Annotated in this window: 19 protein-coding genes, 1 tRNA gene and 1 pseudogene; 10 read left to right on the forward strand and 11 right to left on the reverse strand. The window is 62.9% G+C overall.

The window, feature by feature from the left end; translation table 11 throughout:
- From AAFG13_RS20255 to AAFG13_RS20265, 3 genes are read right to left on the reverse strand one after another with little or no spacing between them, the layout of a single operon-like run.
- The gene (locus AAFG13_RS20255) at positions 1-870 is read right to left on the reverse strand and encodes an FAD binding domain-containing protein (RefSeq protein ID WP_212316059.1); all 870 of its coding nucleotides are present in this window, start codon (positions 868-870) and stop codon (positions 1-3) included.
- Positions 871-872: 2 nt separating this feature from the next.
- Positions 873-1,310: an SRPBCC domain-containing protein gene (locus tag AAFG13_RS20260; protein ID WP_223970479.1), complete on the reverse strand. Its 438-nt coding sequence runs from the start codon at positions 1,308-1,310 to the stop codon at positions 873-875.
- Positions 1,311-1,326: 16 nt separating this feature from the next.
- The gene (locus AAFG13_RS20265) at positions 1,327-3,585 is read right to left on the reverse strand and encodes a xanthine dehydrogenase family protein molybdopterin-binding subunit (RefSeq protein ID WP_342713137.1); all 2,259 of its coding nucleotides are present in this window, start codon (positions 3,583-3,585) and stop codon (positions 1,327-1,329) included.
- A 401-nt stretch (positions 3,586-3,986) separates the two neighbouring features.
- On the opposite strand from AAFG13_RS20265, the gene AAFG13_RS20270 reads away from it, so the two are divergent.
- A complete protein-coding gene (locus AAFG13_RS20270; RefSeq protein ID WP_342713138.1) occupies positions 3,987-4,454 on the forward strand; it encodes a MarR family winged helix-turn-helix transcriptional regulator in 468 nt (155 codons plus the stop codon).
- Between the two features lie 109 nt (positions 4,455-4,563).
- Here the strand turns inward: AAFG13_RS20270 and AAFG13_RS20275 are convergent, their stop codons facing one another.
- On the reverse strand, positions 4,564-5,721 hold the full coding sequence (locus tag AAFG13_RS20275) for an ABC transporter substrate-binding protein (RefSeq protein WP_342713139.1): 1,158 nt from the start codon (positions 5,719-5,721) through the stop codon (positions 4,564-4,566).
- Positions 5,722-6,008: 287 nt separating this feature from the next.
- Here AAFG13_RS20275 and AAFG13_RS20280 point away from each other — a divergent pair.
- Together AAFG13_RS20280 and AAFG13_RS20285 are read left to right on the forward strand one after the other, a co-directional pair.
- Positions 6,009-6,875: pseudogene (locus AAFG13_RS20280) on the forward strand (recombinase family protein); the annotation flags it as partial.
- Between the two features lie 57 nt (positions 6,876-6,932).
- A complete protein-coding gene (locus AAFG13_RS20285; protein WP_342713363.1) occupies positions 6,933-7,670 on the forward strand; it encodes a recombinase zinc beta ribbon domain-containing protein in 738 nt (245 codons plus the stop codon).
- Here the strand turns inward: AAFG13_RS20285 and AAFG13_RS20290 are convergent.
- The 4 genes from AAFG13_RS20290 to mnmA form a co-directional block, all read right to left on the reverse strand.
- Positions 7,627-7,703: transfer RNA gene (locus tag AAFG13_RS20290), tRNA-Met, on the reverse strand. The genes AAFG13_RS20285 and AAFG13_RS20290 overlap by 44 nt on opposite strands.
- A gap of 115 nt (positions 7,704-7,818) precedes the next feature.
- Positions 7,819-8,175, reverse strand: coding sequence for a hypothetical protein (locus AAFG13_RS20295; protein WP_342713140.1), 357 nt, complete (start codon positions 8,173-8,175; stop codon positions 7,819-7,821).
- A gap of 52 nt (positions 8,176-8,227) precedes the next feature.
- On the reverse strand, positions 8,228-8,866 hold the full coding sequence (locus AAFG13_RS20300) for a methyltransferase domain-containing protein (protein WP_173640979.1): 639 nt from the start codon (positions 8,864-8,866) through the stop codon (positions 8,228-8,230).
- Positions 8,867-8,891: 25 nt separating this feature from the next.
- Positions 8,892-10,088 carry a tRNA 2-thiouridine(34) synthase MnmA gene (mnmA, locus tag AAFG13_RS20305; protein ID WP_212316069.1) on the reverse strand — a complete coding sequence of 399 codons (1,197 nt, stop codon included), beginning with the start codon at positions 10,086-10,088 and terminating at the stop codon, positions 8,892-8,894.
- A gap of 359 nt (positions 10,089-10,447) precedes the next feature.
- Here mnmA and AAFG13_RS20310 point away from each other — a divergent pair, with 359 nt between their 5' ends.
- From AAFG13_RS20310 to AAFG13_RS20320, 3 genes are all read left to right on the forward strand, one after another.
- Positions 10,448-12,043: a flagellar hook-length control protein FliK gene (locus tag AAFG13_RS20310; RefSeq protein ID WP_342713141.1), complete on the forward strand. Its 1,596-nt coding sequence runs from the start codon at positions 10,448-10,450 to the stop codon at positions 12,041-12,043.
- A gap of 10 nt (positions 12,044-12,053) precedes the next feature.
- Positions 12,054-12,773, forward strand: a complete 720-nt coding sequence (locus AAFG13_RS20315; protein ID WP_212316070.1) for a flagellar hook capping FlgD N-terminal domain-containing protein — start codon at positions 12,054-12,056, stop codon at positions 12,771-12,773.
- Between the two features lie 863 nt (positions 12,774-13,636).
- Positions 13,637-13,819 (forward strand): hypothetical protein, encoded by a 183-nt coding sequence (locus AAFG13_RS20320; protein WP_342713142.1) that lies wholly within the window; start codon positions 13,637-13,639, stop codon positions 13,817-13,819.
- 137 nt (positions 13,820-13,956) lie between these two features.
- Here AAFG13_RS20320 and AAFG13_RS20325 read toward each other — a convergent pair whose 3' ends face one another.
- Both AAFG13_RS20325 and AAFG13_RS20330 read right to left on the reverse strand, forming a co-directional pair.
- Complete coding sequence (locus AAFG13_RS20325; RefSeq protein ID WP_342713143.1) at positions 13,957-14,244, reverse strand: hypothetical protein; 288 nt, start codon at positions 14,242-14,244, stop codon at positions 13,957-13,959.
- A gap of 427 nt (positions 14,245-14,671) precedes the next feature.
- Positions 14,672-15,649: an AraC family transcriptional regulator gene (locus AAFG13_RS20330; RefSeq protein WP_342713144.1), complete on the reverse strand. Its 978-nt coding sequence runs from the start codon at positions 15,647-15,649 to the stop codon at positions 14,672-14,674.
- 551 nt (positions 15,650-16,200) lie between these two features.
- Between AAFG13_RS20330 and AAFG13_RS20335 the strand changes: the two genes are divergently transcribed.
- Positions 16,201-16,380 carry a hypothetical protein gene (locus AAFG13_RS20335; RefSeq protein ID WP_223969656.1) on the forward strand — a complete coding sequence of 60 codons (180 nt, stop codon included), beginning with the start codon at positions 16,201-16,203 and terminating at the stop codon, positions 16,378-16,380.
- Between the two features lie 125 nt (positions 16,381-16,505).
- Positions 16,506-17,756, forward strand: coding sequence for an OpgC domain-containing protein (locus AAFG13_RS20340; RefSeq protein ID WP_342713145.1), 1,251 nt, complete (start codon positions 16,506-16,508; stop codon positions 17,754-17,756).
- 138 nt (positions 17,757-17,894) lie between these two features.
- On the opposite strand, the gene AAFG13_RS20345 is transcribed toward AAFG13_RS20340, so the two are convergent.
- Entirely contained in the window at positions 17,895-18,674 is a 780-nt protein-coding gene (locus AAFG13_RS20345) for an alpha/beta hydrolase (RefSeq protein ID WP_342713146.1), read from the reverse strand.
- Positions 18,675-19,230: 556 nt separating this feature from the next.
- Here AAFG13_RS20345 and AAFG13_RS20350 point away from each other — a divergent pair.
- Entirely contained in the window at positions 19,231-19,506 is a 276-nt protein-coding gene (locus AAFG13_RS20350) for a DUF1153 domain-containing protein (protein WP_002714638.1), read from the forward strand.
- A 173-nt stretch (positions 19,507-19,679) separates the two neighbouring features.
- Positions 19,680-21,311 carry a flagellar basal-body MS-ring/collar protein FliF gene (gene fliF / locus AAFG13_RS20355; protein ID WP_342713147.1) on the forward strand — a complete coding sequence of 544 codons (1,632 nt, stop codon included), beginning with the start codon at positions 19,680-19,682 and terminating at the stop codon, positions 21,309-21,311.

The raw sequence follows: 21,311 nt of genomic DNA on the forward strand, positions 1-21,311 counted from the left end.
TCATGCGCTCCCGCCTGCCGCGATGGCCTCTTCGGCGTTTCGCAGCAGCAAGACACCTGCAAGGTGGCGCTTATAGTCGGCGCCGCCATGCCTATCCTCATTGACTTCAAGCTCATCCAGTGCCGTCGGGAGCACCGCCTCGATAGCCGGGCGAACCTCGGCGACGGATATGTCCTGGAGAGCTTTTTCAACTGCCTTCAAGGGCTGAGGTCGCGAACCGAGCGCTCCGACCCGCACGCGGGCGCTTCTGATCCTCCTTCCGTTGGCGTCCAGCGACCAGGCCATGGCGACGTTCACCGAGGGCCTCTCACCGTGCTTGAACCGCCGATAGGTCACGGGCCCAGAGGGGCGCGGAAACACCACGCGCGTCAGCAACTCGTCGGGTTCCCGCACCGTTTCCAGCTCGCTCCGGATAAAATCGTCGGCGTGAACAAGGCGGGTGCCGCTCGGACCTTGAAGCACAAGCCGCGCATCCAACGCGCCGAGCATCGTTGGCGGATCTGCATGCGGCTCGCCGAAGCACAGATTGCCGCCGATTGTTCCGACGCTGCGGACCCGGACGTTCGCCACGTTGGCACAGAGCGAGGCCAGCGCCGGCACGTGTTCGAGAATGATGGAATCGCCCGCGATCTTCTTGTGTGTGCAGCGCGAGCCGATTTCCAGCTCGTTCGCGTCGTTCAGGACGATGCGATCGAGGCCGGGGATTCCTTTGATGTCGATAAGCCGCTCGGTATGGATGACGCGCATCTTCATCGCCAGCAGCAATTCGGTGCCGCCGGAATAAAACATGCCGTCGCCCTCCTGCCCGACCGCCCTGATGGCGTCGGCGATGGTGGATGCCCTCTCAAATTCGAAAGGAGTCGGCAGCATGATCAGGCCGCGCCCAGCAGGTTTTTGAGTCGCGTCTCGAATTCCTCGAAATTCTGGTCAACGCGGCGTCTGATGATCCCGAGTCCCATGGTCGCCAGGCGCCCCTGGATGTCGACCTTCGCGTCGACGGCCAGCTTGGAGCCCGAGTCTTCCGGAATCACGCTGACGTCGAGGATGACCGCGAGCCTGGTCCCGGTGATTTTGTCGCGGCCCGTGGCACGAGTGCGGACGTGAGACGGCTCCGTCACCGACTCGACAAGGATCTCAGCCGGCACTTCGAGCTTGAAAGGCCCGATCTTCTGCTTGACCGTCGCCTTGTAGGATTCCAGCCGCGCGATCTCTTCGACGTCCTCGCATCCGGGGATGCAGGACGAGATGCTGGGCACGTCGATCAACGTCTTCCAGAGATCCTCTGGCGTCGCCGGCACCAGCATCGACATATTGAATTCCATGAACTCACTTCCTCTTCTGCAGGGCGCGCCATACCTTTTCAGGCGTCATCGGGAGATCGGTAATCCGGACGCCGTAGGCCGAGAACAGCGCGTTGGCGATTGCCGGCGCGACGGGCAGGATCGCTCCTTCGCCCATTCCTTTGGCGCCGCTCGGACCCGGCCCGTCGCCATTCTCGATCAGGATGGTATCGAACACCGGCGGCACGTCCGAAATGCGCGGGATCGTGTAGTCGATCGGCGTCGCATTGACGGGCTGACCGTCCTCGAATTCCAGCTGTTCGTAGAGCGCGTGTCCGAAGCCCATGGTGGCGGCGCCCTCGTCCTGCCCTTCGGCGGCGACGCGATTGATCACGCGCCCGACGTCGGCGGCGCTCGCGTAACGGGGCACGCGAATCTCGCCGGTGTCCTCATCGACGACGATTTCGGCAAGGCCCGCGGATGTTTCCCAGAACAGCGGTGACTCGGCCAGCGCGCCTTTCTTCGAACGCGGCGTGATCGCGCCACGCCCGACGACCTCCCCGGAGTCGACGCCGAGCGTGCGGTGGAAAATCTGATGGAAGGTCAGAACCTCCGACCCGGTAGAGACGCCCCCCTCGACGAGCGACAGACTCTCTTTGGGAAGCTCCCAGACATCCATGACCATGTCGAGGATCTGATCGGCGGCATCGAGCGCAGCGTTCTCGACCGACAGGCCGACCACGACGGTCGATCGGCTCGCGCCCGTGCCCCAGTCGTATGGGGCGACGGCCGTATCTGCGCGCAAGGTGCTGACTGCGGAGAACGGCTGCTTCAGCGTCTGCGCGGCGATCCGGGCCATGGTTGCATGCGCGCCCTGGCCGACTTCGACGCTGGAGACCGAAACCAGGATCGATCCATCGATCTTGAGACGGACGATCGCGTTGGCGATCGGCGTGTTCGCCGGATCGGTCGCGGCGACCGCCATTCCGCGAGACCGCCGATTCGAGGCCTGCGAGTCCGATGCGAACGACTGGGTCACACGGCCCATCAGCTCACTCATGTCCATGTCGAGCGCACGCAGATCGGGTCGCGTGCGCTCGCCACGGGCCGCGAGGTTCTTCAACCGGAACTCGGCCGGATCCATGCCGATGGCCGCAGCGACATTGTCCATGTGGGATTCTTTGGCCCAGACAGCCTGCGGCCCGCCGATAGAACGGAAGGCAGCGCCGGGCACGGTGTTGGTGTAAACGGCCGAAGCCTCGAGGCGCAGGTTCGGCACCGCGTAGGGACCGATGATGCGATTGGCCGATTTGGTGGCGACAGCGGAGCCCGTGTCGGAATAGGCGCCACCATCGAGCAGCAGTTTGGCGCTCTTGGCGAGGATTCGCCCCTTTGCGTCCACGGCCGTGCGAATCGCGATCTCGGCCCCGAGCCTTCGGCAGGTCAGCATTGAATCGGAAATGGATTGGGCCACGCGGACAGCGCGCTGCACTTTCCACGACGCGGCCGCCACCAGCGGCTCGATCTTCACCGACGCCTTGCCGCCGAAGCCGCCGCCGACGAAAGGGACGATCACGCGGACCTTGGCCAACTGCAGACCGAACAGGCGCGACAGCACCTTTTGAACAGCGGTCGGCGTCTGCGCACCGGACCAGACCGTGAGGGAATCGCCGTTGAAGTCCGCGATGACCGCGTGCGGCTCCATCGCAAAGTGAGAGATGGCCGGGAACGTGAAGTGATCCTCGTGAACGTAGGCAGCGGCCGCCTCGGCGGCGTCGACGTCGCCGACATTGCTGCGGTAGGTGTGGAAGATGTTGCGGCCTTGCGTCGGCTTGGCGCCACCCTTGAAATAGAAGTCCTGAAGATTTTCGTGGCGCTCGTGGATCAGCGGCGCGCCGTCCGCCATGGCCTCCTGTATGCTCGTTGCCCGCGGAAGCTCCTCGTAACTGACATCAATGAGCTCTGCGGCGTTTTCCGCGATCTCGATGGTTTCAGCGATTACCACGGCGACGGGTTCGCCTACATATCGCACGCGGTCCGTGGCAATGATCGGCCGGTCCTTGAGCACAACGCCCCAGCGCCCGAACGAGGCAACATCCTCACCGATCAGCACGTCCACGACACCGTCCGTGGAACGGGCGGCGCCCGCTTCGATCGAAACGATGCGGGCATGAACGGCCGGCGAGCGAACCACAAATCCGTGCAGCATCCCCGGGACCATCAGGTCGGTAATGTATTCGGCGCGCCCGGTGACCTTCTCGATCAGGTCTGGTCGAACGGAGCTCATTTGGTCAATTGCCGACATTGGTGAAGCCGATGGTGCCTTGGTGCCCCGCTGAGGCGATCTGCGGACACTACGGCATTTATCACTTGTATGCAAGTGCTGCACTTGTACACACGATGATGCACCGCACCGCGAATGAGGGAAGCCCGTCCAACAGCTCGCGGCCGAATGTTGAGCGCCGCACGGGCTTCAGTCCTCAAAGCTGTAGATGTCCGCCACCCGGACGACCGAGGAGCCGGGAAGCGGGCAGCTCGTGCCGGATCACCTCAGCACGGCGGTGGGACGATAAAGTTGGTCTCCGGCCAACAAAGATGGATTCCTGAGTTCAACGAATGTAGACAAATGATCGGCGCCGAAGACTTCGGAGCTGATCAGCCAAAGCTCTCTCGGCGAGATGCGGCAACCGCAAGGGAACGAAAGTCGTGCAAACGAAAACGAAGCGGCGCTCGGTGGAAAAGCAAAAAGAAGCTGCACAGTCATACAGGCTGGATGACGCACCGGGCTTCTTGCTGCGCGTCGCGCTCCGTACTCACACAGCCATCTTTGCCGCGAAGATGATTGAAGAATTGACGGCGCCCCAATTCTCAACGCTGGCGAAATTGAGGGAGGTCGGACCTTGTTCGCAAAACCATTTGGGACGCCTGATACACTACGACTCAGCTACCATTACCGGCGTTATTAATCGTCTCAAATTACGCGGCCTTATAACGAGTTCCGAGGATCCTTTGGATCCGCGACGGCGGGAGGTCGATTTGACCGACAAGGGCAGACGAGTGGCGGACGCCGCAATCGAAACGGTCGGTGAGATTTCAAGCGAGACGTTCGCTCCCTTGACCCGGGAAGAATTTCGAACACTTACCGAAATCCTCAAGAAGATCATACGCCGCTGAGCCCGTGCCCGTCCGGGGTCGAGGATTTGCGCCTGATCCGGCACGCGATGCCGCCTCCGAAAAAAATCGGCGGCCCACAGGCCGCCGATTGGATCGCAGAACTCAGCAACTAGCCCGCAGGCCCCGCGACCTCCAGGATTGGGCCGAACAGCTCCCAGCGTTCGCCGTTGAACCGCGTCATCTGCAACCGTTTGTGGAGGCGGTAGTCGGTCGGCGAGGTGTCGATCGTGATCCCGGGCAGCGCGAGGTCGCCCGTGACATTCTTGAGCGAGGCCGCCTGCTTCATGACGTTCTCGCGCGTCAGGTCGTCGCCGCACTGCTGCAACACGTGGACCAGAAGCTGTGCCGCACTGTAGGCATAGGTGTTGAAGTTCGAGCTCTTGTCCCCGTCCGGATCGTACTTCTCCATGAAGGCCAGATAGCGCTTTATGCCCGGATCGTCCTTCCATTGCGGATCGAGCGGCTCCTTGCCGTAATTGGTGCTGATGAGACCCTTGGCGTTTTCAGGCCCGGCCGGTTTCAGGACGCTGCCGACCGAGCTAGCCTTCATGTCGACGATCTGGACCGGATGCCACCCGATCTCAGCGGTCTTCTTGATTGCCTGCGCCGTCTGCTTCGGGGTGGCGGCGATGAAGAACAGGTCGGCGCCGGCATCCTTGATCCTGAGGACTTGCGAGTCGACGGCCGGATCGGTCACCTCGTAGGCAGCTTCCGCGACCACCATCTTGGCGGCATTGTCTCCGAGCCCCGCCTTGATGCCGTTCAGATAATCCTTGCCGAAGTCGTCATTCTGATAAAGCACGCCGATCCTGGCGTCCGGATGCTCCTTCAGGATGAACTGGCCGTAGATGCGCCCCTCGACAAAGTTGTTCGGGTCATAGCCCATGGTCCACGGAAAGTCTTTCGGATCGGAGAACCTCGAGGCGCTGGCGGCCGCGAACAGCTGTGGCACCTTCCTGGAATTGAGATATTTCTGCACGGCTGCGTTCGAAGGCGTGCCGAGGATCTGGAAAGTCAGGAGCACCTCGTCGCTCTCAATGAGCTTGCGCACCTGCTCCACCGCCTTCGGCGGCGAATAGGCGTCGTCATACTGAATCAGGTTGATCTTGCGGCCGTTGATACCGCCCTGATCGTTGATCATCTTGAAATAGGCGGCCTCTGTCTTGCCGATCGAGGCATAGGCCGATGCCGGCCCCGAGAATGGCATGGTCTGACCGACCTTGATCTCCGCATCGCTGGCGCCGGGGTCGCGCCAACCGATTTGCACGCCACGCTTTCTGATTGTACGGCAGAAAGTATTCTGAGCTTCCGGCGGAATGCGCGCGGATTCATGCTTCGCACATGGATAGAGATAGTATCAGCATTGGTGGCGCGGTTCGCCCTCATGAACCTAAGTTCTTCCGAGCTTTTGATCGTTCGATCATGCTGTGCATCTGCGAGCGAGCAGTTTGATCGTGCGTCCCAGAATTCCCAAATTACCCTTGCAGTTGATTCCGGACGAGGCGATTCTACGCCTTGCACGGGCATTGGCACGCCAGGCGGCAAGGGAAGATCATGAACGAGATCAGGCCAGCATCGAAACTGTCAATAAAGAAAGCGGTGATCTACGCCCGGTTCTCGACCGACCCGCAAAACGAAAGATCGATCGAGGACCAAATCGCGCTCTGTCGAGGCTACGCCTCGCGCGAGGGCATAAACATCATCGAAGTGTATGAGGATAGAGCCCGTTCTGGCGGCTCCATCATGGGACGGGGTGGCTTGCTTCGTCTATTGGATCAAGCAAGAGACCTGTCTTTCAATGTCGTGGTCGTCGAGGCTCTCGATCGCCTCTCGCGCGATATGGAAGACCTCGCTGGTATCCATAAGCGGCTTTCATTCCTCGGTATTGAAATACGAGCGGTCCATGAAGGCGTCGTAAACACAGTCCTGGTCGGACTTCGCGGGCTGGTGGGTCAGCTGTATCGCGAGGACAACGCTCACAAGGTGCGCAGAGGTCTGGCGGGTCGCGTCGGCCAAGGCCTCAATGCAGGCGGGAGGGCCTACGGCTATGCTCCCGCCGTCGGCGAGAAGGGCAAGCGGATCATTGTCGAAGCTGAAGCTAACATCGTCCAGCGCATTTTCGAAGAATACGTTGCTGGTAGGACGCCTCGTGAAATCGCCTACGATCTGAACAATGAAGGCATATCGCCGCCACGCGGGCGCGCATGGAACGCCTCGACAATTAATGGCAATATGCAGCGTGGCACAGGCATACTCTAGAACGGACTCTACGCGGGGCGCCTCGTCTGGAATAAAGTGAGGATGGTCAAAGATCCTGACACCGGAAAGCGACTGTCGCGTCCGAACGCCAAGAACGACTGGCAGGCCACGGACGTGCCGGACCTTCGCATTATCTCTCAAGAGCTGTTTGACGCCGCGCAGAGTCGCAAGCAGGCGCGCGGCAATACCCATCCGAATTATCAGAGGCGGCCGCGCCACATGCTGTCGGGCCTCCTCCGCTGCGGAGCATGCGGGTCAGGAATGTCAACGAACGGCAGGGATAAGTCGGAACGTATTCGCATCCGCTGTTCAGCCGCCACGGAGAGTGGTGTGTGTCGCGATGCAAAGACATTTTATCTCACAGCGGTGGAGAGTGCAGTTCTTGCCGGGTTGGAGGCCGAGATGCGGCATCCAAGCGTGATCGCTGAGTACGTGCACACTTATCACGAAGAGCGGAAACGTCTCTCAGCCAAGGCGAACGCTAAACGGGCTCACCTTGAAATGCGGCTCGGCGAGCTCAATCGCGAGATTAGCCGGCTCGTCGACGCGATAGCAAAAGGGCACGGTGACCCAGCGGTGCTCGGTCCGCGCTCAAGCGCCTTAGACGAAGAGCGAAAGCAGGTAGCAAACGAGCTGAACGCCGAACCTGCTGTTGGCGATGTTATCTCGCTCCACCCGGCGGTACTGGCGCGCTATGAGCAACAACTCGTCCATCTTCAGGACGCTTTGTCCAAGGGCGTGAATGCTGGGGATTCTGAGGCAGCGGAAGCAGTCAGGGATCTCGTTGAGACCGTAACGGTATTTCGAAACGGCTCGCATCCAGGCGGGGTCACCGTTGAGATTGTGGGACGTTTGAACGCACTGCTGGGTGAGCAGGCCTACCCCCACAACGTCCGAGGAGTGTGGGGAAAGATGGTAGCGGGAGAGGGACTCGAACCCCCGACCCCAGGATTATGATTCCCGTGCTCTAACCAGCTGAGCTACCCCGCCATGGGCTCGCGATCGGCGGCGTAGAGCCGCGGGTGCGAACGCGCGGCATATAAAGAGTGGCACGCACGCCTGTCAAGCAAACCCGGACGAGACCGCAAACCATTGCAGATAGAGGCTATTTTGGCCTCACCGAGGGGTCGCCACCGGGGCTGCCGGGCGGCGGAATCACCGGCGTGTTGCCGCCTTGCGGGGTCGGCGCACGCATTTCGGGGTCGACGCCGGCCGGCGGACACAGCACGCCGTCGGATCTGGCGAGCTTGTCGCCCAAAGCCTGCCCGGTGGTGGTTCCTTCCGGAACCGCAACACCCGGATGCGAAGGCTGCTGCGGCGCGCAATTCGCGGCGGCGCGCTGCGGCGCCGGCGGCGCCGTCTGTGCCGGCGGCGTGGCGGGCGTCGGCGGCGCCTGCGCCGCGGCAACGACGGGCGCCATGATCAGGGCGCAGGATAAAGCGAGCGTTCGATTGATCCTCATGACGAGAAAACCGTGACGACGCGCCGATGTTCCAGTCAAAATCGCCGCAGCCTCACGATTTGCGGAAGCGGATCAGCGAGAAATGCCCCATCGGCGGCATCGGCCGCCGTTCCGCAAGGCTGACGCCGCCATGCTTCGCGGCCCAATTGGTCAGCCGCTCCCACGGAAATTCCGGACGCCAGCCGAGCCGCCGCGCCAGCGGCGCGAAGGCGAGCTCGAAGATGCGGCGCGGGCCGCTCTCGGCGCCGATGTGATTGACCAGGATCAGCTCGCCGCCCGGCTTCAGCACGCGGATGAAATCATCCAGCGTGGCTTCGGGATCGGGCACTGCGGTGATGACGTATTGCGCGACCACCGCGTCGAAGAATGAATCCGGAAATGCGAGGTGCTTGGCGTCCATCACCGCCAGCGTCTCGACATTGCTGAGGCCCAGCGCGCGCACGCGCTTGAGCGCCCGCCGCAGCATCGGCTCGGAAATATCGACGCCGCACAGCTTTGTGGTGCGCGCATATTCCGACAGCGACAGCCCGGTCCCGACGCCGACGTCGAGCACGCGTCCGCCGATCCGGTCGGCCTCCGCGATCGTCGACTGACGGCCCTGATCGAACACCTTGCCGAACACGAGATCGTAGATCGGTGCCCAGCGGCCATACGCCTTTTCGACCCCCTCGCGGTCGATGTCCCCAGCCATTCCCCTGCCCCGATGCTTCTTCTGTCTAGCCGCGAACCGCTTCCGCGAGCGGCGCCATCGCATCCTGCGTCGCGGCCCGCGCCATGCGGCTCGCGCTCGCACTTCTGATGAAGCCGCCGCCGAGCACACGCGCCTGCCCGGAGGCCGCGTCGTAGAACACGCAGGCCTGGCCGGGCGACACGCCCTCCTCGCCCGCGACGAGCTCGACCTCATAGCCGCCATCCGTGGCGCGCAACCATGCCGGCTGCGGCGCGCGCGTCGAACGCACGCGGACATAGATCTCGATACCCTCGCCGATCACGCGGTCCAGCGCGCCGTTGCCGATCCAGTTGACGTCGCGCAGCGCGATGCGATCCATCCGCAGCGCCTCGCGCGGCCCGACCACGACCCGGCGCGTCGCCGCGTCGAGCTTGACCACATAGAGCGGATGGCCCGAGGCGATGCCGAGGCCCTTGCGCTGGCCGACGGTGAAATGAACGATGCCCTGGTGCTGGCCGATGACGTTGCCGGCGAGATCGACGATGTCGCCGGGCGCGATCGCATTCGGCTTCAGCCGTCCGATGATGTCGGTGTAGCGGCCGGTCGGCACGAAGCAGATGTCCTGGCTGTCCTGCTTGTCAGCGACCTCGAGATCGAAGCGCCGCGCCAGCTCGCGGGTCTGCGGCTTGGTCATGTCGCCGAGCGGGAAGCGGAGGAAGTCGAGCTGCTCGCGCGTGGTCGCGAACAGGAAATAGCTCTGGTCGCGATCGGCATCCGCCGCGCAAGTCAGCGAGCGCGATCCGTCGGCAAGCCGACGCGAGGCGACGTAATGTCCGGTAGCGAGCGCCTGCGCGCCGAGCTCGCGCGAGGTCGAGAGCAGATCGCGGAACTTGACCGAACGGTTGCACTCAATGCACGGCACCGGCGTCTCGCCGAGCGCGTAGCTGTCGGCGAAATTGTCGATCACGGATTGCTTGAAGCGGCTTTCGTAATCGAGCACATAATGCGGGATGCCGATCCGCTCCGCCACATTGCGCGCATCGTGAATGTCGCGGCCGGCGCAGCAGGCGCCCTTGCGATGGGTCGCGGCACCATGGTCGTAGAGCTGCAGCGTGATCCCGACCACGTCATAGCCCTGCGACTTCAACAGCGCAGCCGTCACCGACGAGTCGACGCCGCCGGACATGGCAACGACGATCCGTGTGTCTTCAGGGCGGCCTTCAAGATCCAGACTGTTGAGCATCTCTAAGCGGTCATTGGTCACTGTCGCGGCGAGCTTATGCGCTCCGCGACGAAATTGGAAAAAGCCTTTGTCCAGAAAGCCTTAGAACGCGTCCAAGGCCGGTTCGGTCGGTTCGGGACGCGTCGGAGGCCACCTTTAATATAGGCCGTATTCCGGCGAAGCAATCCGGCGGAATCCGTGTCTTGCCGTGCGCGGACGGCAAATCTTGCCGCCGGGCAAAAAGGAGGCCTGTCCGGAACCCGTTCCAGGCCGCGCGCACGACTCTTAACCAATTGAAATAACTTATCATTTGTCACGCTCCATGGTTGGCCCGCTCCTTGCTGACAATACGCCGGAAGTCTCATTTGCGAGGGTTGGCAGTGGTCAGCGTGACGTCGGAAGCATTGGCAAGCCGGTCTTTTCAGGGCTCGACGCCGCGATCGGCGCGGCCCGACCCCGCCCCGCAGGCGGGGAACGACGGCTTTGCCGCGCTGGTCGACAGCAATTCTGCGTCCACGAGCGACAACAACAGGTACGACGCCCAACCGGCGCCCGCGCGCCGGTCCGACGATTCGACCTCGACGACCGATGCACGCTCCCGCGACACCAGCACGGCCCCCGACCGGACGTCGCGCGATTCCGGCAGCTCGCGCGACGACCACAAGGTCGATAGCGACAGCGACGCGCCGCCCAAGACCAAGTCGAAATCGAAATCGGACGACTCGAAGTCGAGCACCGATGCGCAATCCACCGGCGACAAGGCCACGACGCAAGCCGTGCCGCAGCCGGATCCAGCCAATGCGGCAGCGGCCAGCGCGGTGGTTGCCGTCCCCGTCGCCGCCGCACCGGCGACTGATCCGGCAGCGGCGACCGCGCCAGCCGGCCAGCCGGCCGCACCGCTTGCGATCGCGGCTGCCGCCATCGCGGCAAGCTCCGCCATCGCCGCCACCGGTGCGCCGGCCGGCAGCGGCGCGCCTGCCGGCGCCGACACCGCAACAGCGGCGACCACCGCGGCGAATGCCGACAAGGTCGCCAAGGCGGCTGGCGTCAAGACCGAGGGACAGGTCATCACGACGGATGCGGCAACGGTTTCCGGCGCAGCGACGGCGACCGGCGATGCGACACTCGCCGCCACGGTTGCCGCCGGAACGCCCGCCACGAAGACGACGACGCAAGCCAAGACACAGGTGGCCGCAAAGGACGCGACCGCGACAACGCCAACCGACCAGGACGGCGCAACTCAAGGCAACGCCAACACCGCGCAGGCTGCTCCGACCACCATCGTTCCCGCAGCCACGCAGCCGGCGGCCGTTGCCGGCAAGGCGAAGGCCACCGCGAACGGCGCAGCCGATGCCATCAAGGCCGATGCAAGCGGCGACGGCAACGCCGCGCCGACGCCGACGGCCGGCGGCCACGCGGCTGCGCAGGCCCAGCTCACGACGCCCGATCCCGGCGCGCAGGCGGCGAACGCACTCCAGGCGCAACTGCCGACCAGCCAGACGACGCCGTCTGCGACCGCGCAATTGACCGTGACCAACGCCGCGCAGACCGCCGCCGTGCCGCTCAGCGGGCTTGCGATGCAGATCGCCGCCTCCGCCAAGAGCGGCAAGAGCCGCTTCGAGATCCGGCTCGATCCCGCCGAGCTCGGCCGCATCGATGTCCGCATCGACGTCGATCGCAACGGCCAGGTGACCTCGCATCTCACCGTCGAACGCCCGGAAACGCTGTCGATGCTGCGCCAGGACGCCAACCAGCTGCAGCGCGCGCTCGACAATGCCGGCCTGTCGACCGGCAATGGCGGATTGCAGTTCAGCCTGCGCGACCAGTCGCAGTCGGGCCAGAACAACAACGGCCAGTCCAATCCGAACGCCCATCGTTTGATCGTCACTGAGGAGGACAGCGTCCCCGCCGCAGCGGCGGGCCGCTCCTATGGCCGCGCAACCGGCGCCCTCGGCGGCGTCGATATCAGAGTGTAAGGAGTTCACCATGGCAGTCGACGCAACCATGCCGACGCCGGTCGTCTCAGCACCGGGCACCAGCAACGGAACGAGCTCCGGAAGCGGCAGCAGCACCGGCAGCGGCCTGACGACCTCGTCGCAGGGCATCGCCGACAATTTCCAGACCTTCCTGACGCTGCTGACCACGCAGTTGCAGCATCAGAACCCGCTCGACCCGCTCGACACCAACCAGTTCACCCAGCAGCTCGTGCAGTTCGCCGGCGTCGAGCAGCAGCTGAAATCCAACGATCAGCTCAAGCAGCTGATCGCGATCGAGAAGAGCGCGCAATCGACCCAGGCGCTGGTCTATGTCGGCAACACGGTCGCGGTCGACGGCAGCAAGACGCAGTTCAACAAATCCGCGACCTGGAATCTGGTGTCGCCGCAAGCCACCAGCGCCACCATCACGATCACCAGCGCGTCCGGCCAGACCGCCTATTCCGGCAATTTCAACCTGAAGCAGGGCAATGCCAGCTTCGTCTGGGACGGCAAGGGCACGGACGGCACGCAATGGCCGGCCGGCACCTACACGCTGACCGCGACCGGCAAGGATTCCAAGGGCAACGACCTCGCCATCTCGACCGAGATTCAGGGCGTCGTCGACTCCGTCGACCTGACCGCCTCCCCGCCGCTGCTCTCGATCGGCGGCCAGACCTATACCACCGACAAGATCAAGCGCGTGGTGCGCGGCGCGACGGGCAGCAGCTAAGCTAAGGCTTCGCTGCATCCAACCAATCCGGGCGTTCAGCTTCGCGGGAATTGCGCGTGCGCTTTTGCGCGTCGCGAGTTGCCGCATACACACCTGTCGTCCCTGCATTCGGAAGCAGGGACCCATACTCCGCGGCGGGTGTTGTTGACGGGACTCGTCATAGCAGCAACGCACAACAAAGAACTTCGGTGGTTATGGGTCCCTGCTTTCGCAGGGACGACACTGAGTGTGTGACGCGATCTCGGGCAAGTTCGGTGTCATCGCCCGCGCATGCGGGCGATCCAGTATTCCAGAGACGCCCGTGCTTGAGCCGAGAGGCCGCGGCGTACAGGATCGCCCGGTCGAGCCGGGCGATGACAGTGCGGGTATCATATGCGATCGTCGTCCTGGCGAAAGCCAGGACCCATAACCACAGGGTTGTGTTGTTGGAGAGGGCCGTGGCCCCAGCGTCGCGTAACGATCGAGATTTAGGGTAATTGGTCCTGGCTTTCGCCAGGACGACACTGAATGTGTGGCGATCTCGGGCAAGTTCGGTGTCATCACCCGCGCATGCGGGTCGCAACACCCGTGACGATGCGCAGCGCCCCTCGATCGGGTGAGACGGGCAATCCTTATACTGAGTTTCATTTCGGATAACGCTAAATACTTTTGCGACGGGGGCCTGCGCCGTCGGGCAAATCAGTGCCAGGGCCCCATGCTTCCCAAGCGACATCGGCAGACATAAACAGCAATAAATTGCGACACGTCAGCTTCCTGTAAGCAAGCGGACGTTATCTTCATATTCCGCGTTTGAACGCCGCTTCCCTCCTGAAACTCCGCAGCTGCCCGGGCTGCGCGCCTTGACCGCCGGCAAGAGCTAGCCTGTGACCCCGACACGCCCGACACCGCCAGAACGCACCCAGACCACTCCAGGCCATGCCGGGGCACCCCACCCGCAGCTTGCCGAGACAATGACCGAGAATGCGCGCCTCAGGACCATCGCCATCACCGTCATGCTCGAGATCGCAGCGCTTCGGGAACGGCTGCCGCCGGCTGCCCGCGAGTAGCAACGCAGCCGGAGTGGAACGACCGGGTGCGAGGCTGTCTCGCCGCGCTCACGAACCCCGAACGCCAGTCAAGGCTGACAAGGTCTGGCCTGCGCCGGCCGCGCAACCGGCGCGGCCCGCTCCATGTGCGCGCCGCATCAATAGATGCGGACGTGATTGGCCTCGAACGTCACCGGAAAGTTGTTGCGATTCTGCAAGGTCAGGATCAGCACGACGCCGACGCCGCCGCGGTGATCCCAGTACACGGCCCGGTCGGTTTCGTGCAGGGGCTCCATCGAGGTCTGGTTCTTCTCGAAATGCGGCGCGATCGATACGTCGAAAAACTCGTTCGGCGCTTTCGAATCCTTGCCCCACCAGAACGTGAACGACTGGCTCGAATTGGCGGCGATCGTATAGGTGCCTTGCTTGTGGTCGATGTTGGCCATGATGTCGGGGTCCTTCGTTTTCCATTCGCCGCTCCGATGCGACGCCCCGACAATGATGCGTGACGCCCACACACGCCGTGATCTAGCTCACTCTGCTTTGCAACCGATTCACCCGCGTCAACGGGGGCGTGGTCTCTTGCAAGGGATGTCTTGCAAAGAGCGGCCTGGCTGAGCGACACTTCCGGTTCCAGGTATTGCCGACCTCAATATTCGCGCGCAATGAGTTGATCGAATGAAGCGAGTTCCGAGCGATCGACGCCCCATCCATCACTCGCCGGTTTTCTGGATAGGCATAGCCCTGTGCCTGGCGGCGATCGCGATCTACCTTTGGTCCGACGACCTTTCCTGGCGGCCGACACCGAGCCCCCGGTGAAGAACCGGCCGTCGATGGCCTTATAATCTCTCGTGCCGATCACGTTAGCACGGCTCAGCTGGCCGCCTTTCGGGCAAGCCGAACGCCGCGCGGAGAATCGCCGAAACGAATTCGGAACAAGCGATTGAAATGCGAAACATCCGAGAAACCAACCTCCAGCGCGATGTCGGAAATCCGCTGAGGGCCGGCGTGAGACCCAGTTAGCAATTCGAGCGCGCGCTGAAGACGCAATTCATTCAGGCGCTCGGTGAACGACGTTCCCGATGACGCCATCAGGCGCTGTAGATAGCGCGGCGAGATGCCCTGACAACGGGCGACCGTTTGAACGCTGAGCCCAGGCTCCTGAAAGTGTATGGTGATGTAGTCGAGGGCTGCATTGTGCCGCGCAGCCACGACGGCGCTCGCGCCGCTCTCGCCCAAGGCAGGACACTCGCTGATCGCGAGTGCGACGAGATCATGGATGTGGGTCACGACCGTATGACGAAGTTTCGGGGCGGTCAGTGCTCTCGCCTTGAGCACCGACTTCAGATATGTCGCGAATAGCCGGAATGCTTCCGTTCGGTGCCCGATCGGCCGCATGGCCAGGCTTTCGACATCCGATACGCGCTGTTCAAGCTCAGCGCGCGGCACCGCCAGACCGAATTGCAATCCATCGACATAGATAACGCTGGCGGGCTCGGAATGCAGAATTGCGATTGCATCGCCCGCGCGAAGCTCAACTTCGCGGCCGCGCTGCGATAGCTGACTTCTGCCGGGAGAGCAGAAGATGAGGCCGACGGAATCATCGCCATCGGCAAGGTTCGCCTGCAAGCGCTTGAAGCGCATCGAAGTGCCCTTTAGCGCGAGCATGCGCAGACCCTGAATCGCCTGCAGCGACGCATCGGCCTGGATCGGAGTGTTCGACAGCGGCTCGATGTCGGCGTGCACGACGCATCGCCCAAAGTGCTCGCACCATAGAGGGAGACGAATACGCTCCGGAAGGTCGCGCGTCGAAAATCGATACGATGCAAAATCGGCTGCGTCCGTAGGCATGGGACCTCCAGCCTTCACAGAGCATCAGGATGAAATGCTGCGGCACACCATTTTCAGTGTCTGCATTTTGCAATTCACGCACCGGCGTTCTCTCGATCCGTGCGCGCAAGTCCAAGAAGCCATGCTATCGATCTGCTAGTCTGATTTGCCTGTGATCGATGCTGATGTGAACTGGTTCACGTACCGGTCAGAATATTACGTTTATACTGATCGTGAAAGTCGCGGCCTTTATTTTCTCCCTTAGGAGGAGATGGCCGTAAGGGCTCTATCTGTAATTGCCGCCAACGGATTCATTGGACATCCCTGGCGGCGCGCAAGGGTAGAGCGGTTGATGCCCCTGTTCGCAATTGATCCGGTTTACGGAGCCGCGGGCAGGTCATTTTTGAAAGATTGCAGATACCGATCTTATTTCGCTGCTTTAGCCAAAATCGCTAAGCAGAATTTGTCGGACATAAAGTGCCTGCGGCACTGCTGGCTTTTGGCCGCCGGTTGAAATGGTCGAAATCTGTCACGTGGGAAGTCAACCTCAGTGATCAGGAAGGCGTTCGATCATGTCCACCATATTCGACATGCTTTATCACGAGTACTGTCGTGCCCGCCTCGCCGAAATGCGAAAGCAGCTTTCGATACCGCTCGTCGGCGAAGTCCTGCAGGCGCCGCCGGAAGACGGCGATCGTTCCGGGCCTCGTGACTGCGGCTGGCAGGCAAAAGCGCCGCCAACCCTCGGGTAGCTGGAGCGTCCAATCCCATGGCTTGGCCGGAGGCTGATCCGGCACGCGCACGCCCTGGAGCATCAAAGGCGTCCCGTGGACCTGTGCCCGACGGGGAGCCGTGCGCGCGCCAGACAGATCGACAAATGCATGATCGAACCCACACCTCGAAGCGATTGATCGGCGAAACTCCGCCGGAATTCAGATCGACGGATCGCGACCTGCGCATCGACGTCTGCCGCGGGATCGCGTTATGGTGGATATTTCTCGACCACATTCCAAACAACGTCGGAAGCTGGCTGACGCTGCGCAACTACGGCTTCTGCGATGCGGCCGAGATCTTCATGTTCATCTCGGGCGTGACTTGCGCGCTGGCCTACGGCAGAGCCCGTCAACGTGACGGCTGGAGAGGCATGATCGGCCGTTCGCTGCGGCGGGGATGGGACATCTACGTCGCGTTCCTCCTGCTTGTGTTCGCTTGCGCTGTGCTCGTCTATGTCGCGGGCGGCGATCTTGCCGACGAGAGCAATACAACGGTTCTGTTCGAGCGCCCGGGCGCGACGCTCGCTCACGCCGCAATCCTGCAGTTCCGCCCTGTCAATACCGATGTCTTGCCGGTCTTTGTGATCTGTCACGTCTTGTTCGCACCGTTGTTGTGGCTGCTGCTGCGCGCACCAAACGTGACGCTTGGCGTTTCGCTGCTGCTTTATGCGCTGGCGCATGTCTTCGGCTGGCGTGTTCCTGCCTGGCCTGACGGCTTCTGGTTCTTCAATCCGCTGGCATGGCAGTTTCTGGTCGTGCTGGGTGCATGGTACGTCGTCGAAGGGAAGACAATCCGGGAATGGATAACGTCGCGCCCTGCGCTGGTCCTTTCCACTCTCTTTCTGGGGATGAGCCTCGTCTTCGCGCTCGGCAAGGACATCAAGGCGCTGCCGCAGGCCGTGACGGATCTGCTATTTCCATTGGACAAATCGAATCTGAGCCCGTTGCGGCTACTGCATTTCCTGGCTCTTGCGATCGTGACGTCATGGCTCGTTCCCGCCGGTTGGCGAGGACTATCGACGCCGATCCTGCGCAGCGCGCGGTGCTGCGGCGAGAATTCGCTGCCGATCTATTGTCTTGGCGTTCTGCTGGCGCTGGTTAGCCAGCTTGATCTGCTCGACATTTCGAACCGGCTTTCGATGCAGATCGCGGTCAGTCTCGGAGGCGTCTTGATGATGATCGCCGCCGCGGCGCTCCTGAACGCGCTCAGCACCAAGCGCAAGCCTGCGGTGGGCGCAGTTGATCGGAAAATGCCCACCGCCGCTACAAATCGGAAAGTCGAGGATCGCGCACGCAGGACCGTTCTTGATGCACAGCTGAGAGCCGTCACCGCTCCGTCGACGTACTGCCCTTGATGAAATTTGGATCGTGCCGGACATCGGCTGTTTGCCACGTTCGGGCGCACGCGCATTCGCAACGCAACCATTCCGACCTCTCCCCGCAGCCGGGGAGAGGCGAAACCGATCTCGCTGCCGAAGCACGCTTGGCAACACTCACTCCGACCTGCCCGCGGCCTCGAGGATCAGCCGCGCAATCGGCTCAGGCTGTGAAATCAATGCGAGATGGCTGGCCTTCACCTCGATCGTGGTGGCGCCCATCCGCTTGGCCATGAAGCGTTCGAGATCCGGATTGATGGTGCGGTCCTCGGTCGAGACGGCGTAGTAGCTCGGCTTGCTGCGCCAGGCCGCGTGGCTGGTCATGCCTGCCAGCAGTTGCTTGTGGAAAGGCTGCTGCACGGCATAGAGCACTTTTGCTTTCGCTTCCGGGATGTCACCGGCGAAGTCGCGCAGGAACGCGGCTTCGCTCAGCCGGCCCTCGTCGCCATCGAACACAATGCCGGCGCTCGCGGGCGGCGTCGGATAGGTCTTGGCCAGCGCAGTGTAGTCCTCATCCGCATCGGGTGCGCGCGCGGCGACATAGACCAGCGCCGAGACATTCGGATGCACGCCGGCCTCAGTGACGATCATGCCTGAGAAGGAATGGCCGACCAGAACGGTCGGGCCGTCCTGACGATCGAGCACCCGCTGCGCCGATGTGACCGCTTCCGGCAGCGTGGTCAGCGGATTTTGCACGGACGTCACATTGAGCCCCGCGGCCTGCAGGCGCGGAATGACTTCGGACCAGCACGAGCCGTCGGCGAACAGGCCGTGCACCAGCACGACGTTGCGTGCCTTCACCGGCGGCTGCGTTGCGGCGATGCCGCGCGAAGACACCAGCGAAGCTGCCGCTCCGGCAAGCAAGGCGGTCGAGAAGGTGCGTCTGTTCATGATCATGACAAGTGCTCGGATGGAGTGATTGGGGAAACGCGCCCACCTGCAGTGAGCGGACAATCTCTTCTACGCAAGCAAAGGCGGTTGGTTACGCGCGACGTCACCGTGGAGATCAAGGATATTTGAACAAGTGGGAAGCTCGACGATCATTCACGTTCCGCGACGCGAAGCCCTGATTGCGCGAGCAGGCCAAGATCGATCATCTCGCCCGGGGCTTACCCCTCTCCCCAACCCTCCCCCGCAAGGAGGGAGGGAGCCTGAGTGACGTGCTCACCTCACGTAGCGCTATTCTTTACACCTGAGAGATGTGAGGGACGCACAGGCGGGAGGGTTCCCTCCCCCTTGCGGGGGAGAGTTAGGGAGAGGGGTGCCGCTTGCTCCACTACCCGACAAGAGGCGCACAGCCGGCAGCGCGCGGCTCCCAAGCGCCCAATCCGCCGCCCTGTTCCCGGCCGTTCCAACGAGATTCGTATTGAACGCTTGGGCTTAGGCAAATTTTAAACCGGTGGGCGTAGGTTACCTCCTGCGAGTTCAGTGGTTGAGAGTTTGTGAGTACGCCATGACAGAACCCCATCGCCCGAGGGTGAAATACGTCATCGGGCCTGACGGCAGCCCGTTAACGATTGCGGACCTGCCGGCCCCCGGTACCAAGCGGTGGGTCATCCGCCGCAAGGCTGAAGTCGTCGCTGCGGTCCGCGGCGGCCTGCTCTCCCTTGAGGAGGCCTGCAGCCGCTACACGTTGACCGTCGATGAGTTCCTTTCCTGGCAGTTCTCGATCGACCAGCATGGTCTGGCCGGACTGCGCACCACACGTATCCAGCAGTACCGGCAGTAAGTTTCGCCTAAACCGTGGTATTTGACGAAAACCGGCCTCGCTTTGCGAAGCCGGTTTTTTTCATGTCCGCGTTTTTGCCGCGGTTCTTAACCTTCGTTAACCATATGGAAACCATACCCTAGGCAATATTTGCCCAGTCGGACCCGCGTGGGCCGAATCCCTGGGGGCCGTTGGTGCAAAGTCTGGTTGCTTTCTTCCGAGGTCTTGGTGCGGCCCGCCTCGCGGCCATGGTTGCGGTCACCGCAGCCCTCATCGGTTTCTTCGCGTTCGTCATCATGCGCGTCACCACGCCACAGATGACCACCCTCTTCACCGACCTGTCGACCGAGGATTCCTCGGCCATTATCAAGGAGCTGGAGCGCCAGGCGATCCCGTTCGAGCTGCGCAGCGACGGCGCCGCGATCATGGTGCCGAAAGACAAGGTGACGCGGCTCCGGATGAAGCTCGCCGAGGGCGGCATGCCCAAGGGCGGCGGCGTCGGCTACGAGATCTTCGACAAATCGGACGCGCTCGGCACCACGAGCTTCGTCCAGAACATCAATCATTTGAGGGCGCTGGAGGGCGAGCTCGCCCGCACCATCCGCGCCATCGACCGCGTCCAGGCCGCGCGCGTCCACCTCGTGCTGCCGGAAAAGCCGCTGTTCTCGCGCGAGACGCCGGAACCATCCGCCTCGATCGTGCTCAGGGTGCGCGGCGCGCTGGAGCCGCAGCAGATCCGCGCGATCCGCCATGTCGTCGCCTCCGCCGTCAACGGGCTGAAGCCGCAGCGGGTCTCGATCGTCGACGAGGCCGGCCAGCTGCTCGCCGACGGCGCCCAATCCGATGCCGATGCCGCGGTCGGCGACGAGCGCCGCGCCGCCTTCGAGAAGCGGATGCGCAAGCAGGTCGAGGACATCGTCTCCTCGGTGGTCGGCGCCGGTCGCGCCCGCGTCCAGCTCTCCGCCGACTTCGACTACAACAAGATCACCCAGACCTCGGACAAGTTCGACCCCGAAGGTCGGGTGCTGCGCTCGACCCAGACCCGCGAGGAATCGAGCCTCACCGCCGACAATTCCGGCCAGGTCACCGTCAACAACGAATTGCCGGGCAACCAGAACCAGGACAACGCCGCCCGCGCCCGCGACCAGAGCAAGAAGAGCGAGGAAACCAACAATTACGAGATTTCCCGCACCACCAAGACCGAGGTGACCGAGGCCGGCCGCGTCAATCGCATCTCGGTCGCGGTGCTCGTCGACGGCGCCTACGCCAAGAACGAAAAAGGCGAGATGGTCTACCAGGACCGCACCAAGGAGCAGCTCGACCGCATCGCCGCCCTGGTCCGCTCCGCGATCGGCTTCGACCAGAAGCGCGGCGACCAGGTCGAGGTCGTCAACCTCCGTTTCGCCGAGCCGCCGACCGCGCAGCCGATCGCCGAGCCGACCGGCCTGCTCGGCATGCTGCAATTCACCAAGGACGACGTCATGTATGTCATCGAGCTCGGCGTCATGATGATGCTCGGCCTCGTCGTGCTGTTCATGGTGGTGCGCCCGCTGGTCAAGCGCATCGTGGCGGCCGACGTGATCCCGGCGCTCGGCGGCGGCGCGGGCCTGCCCGCACTGGCCGAAGCCCATGCCGAGAGCGCCGGTGCACCTGGCCAGGCGCTGATCCCGAGCAGCAGCGGCGCAGCGCAATTGATCGACGTCGCCCAGATCCAGGGCCAGGTCCACGCCCAGGCCGTGCACCGGGTCGGCGAACTCGCCGAGCGCAATCCGAACGAAACCGTCTCCATCGTCCGACAATGGCTGAGCGAGCCGGTAGAGAACTGA

Origin of the sequence: Bradyrhizobium sp. B124, assembly GCF_038967635.1 — a bacterium.
Lineage (GTDB): Bacteria > Pseudomonadota > Alphaproteobacteria > Rhizobiales > Xanthobacteraceae > Bradyrhizobium.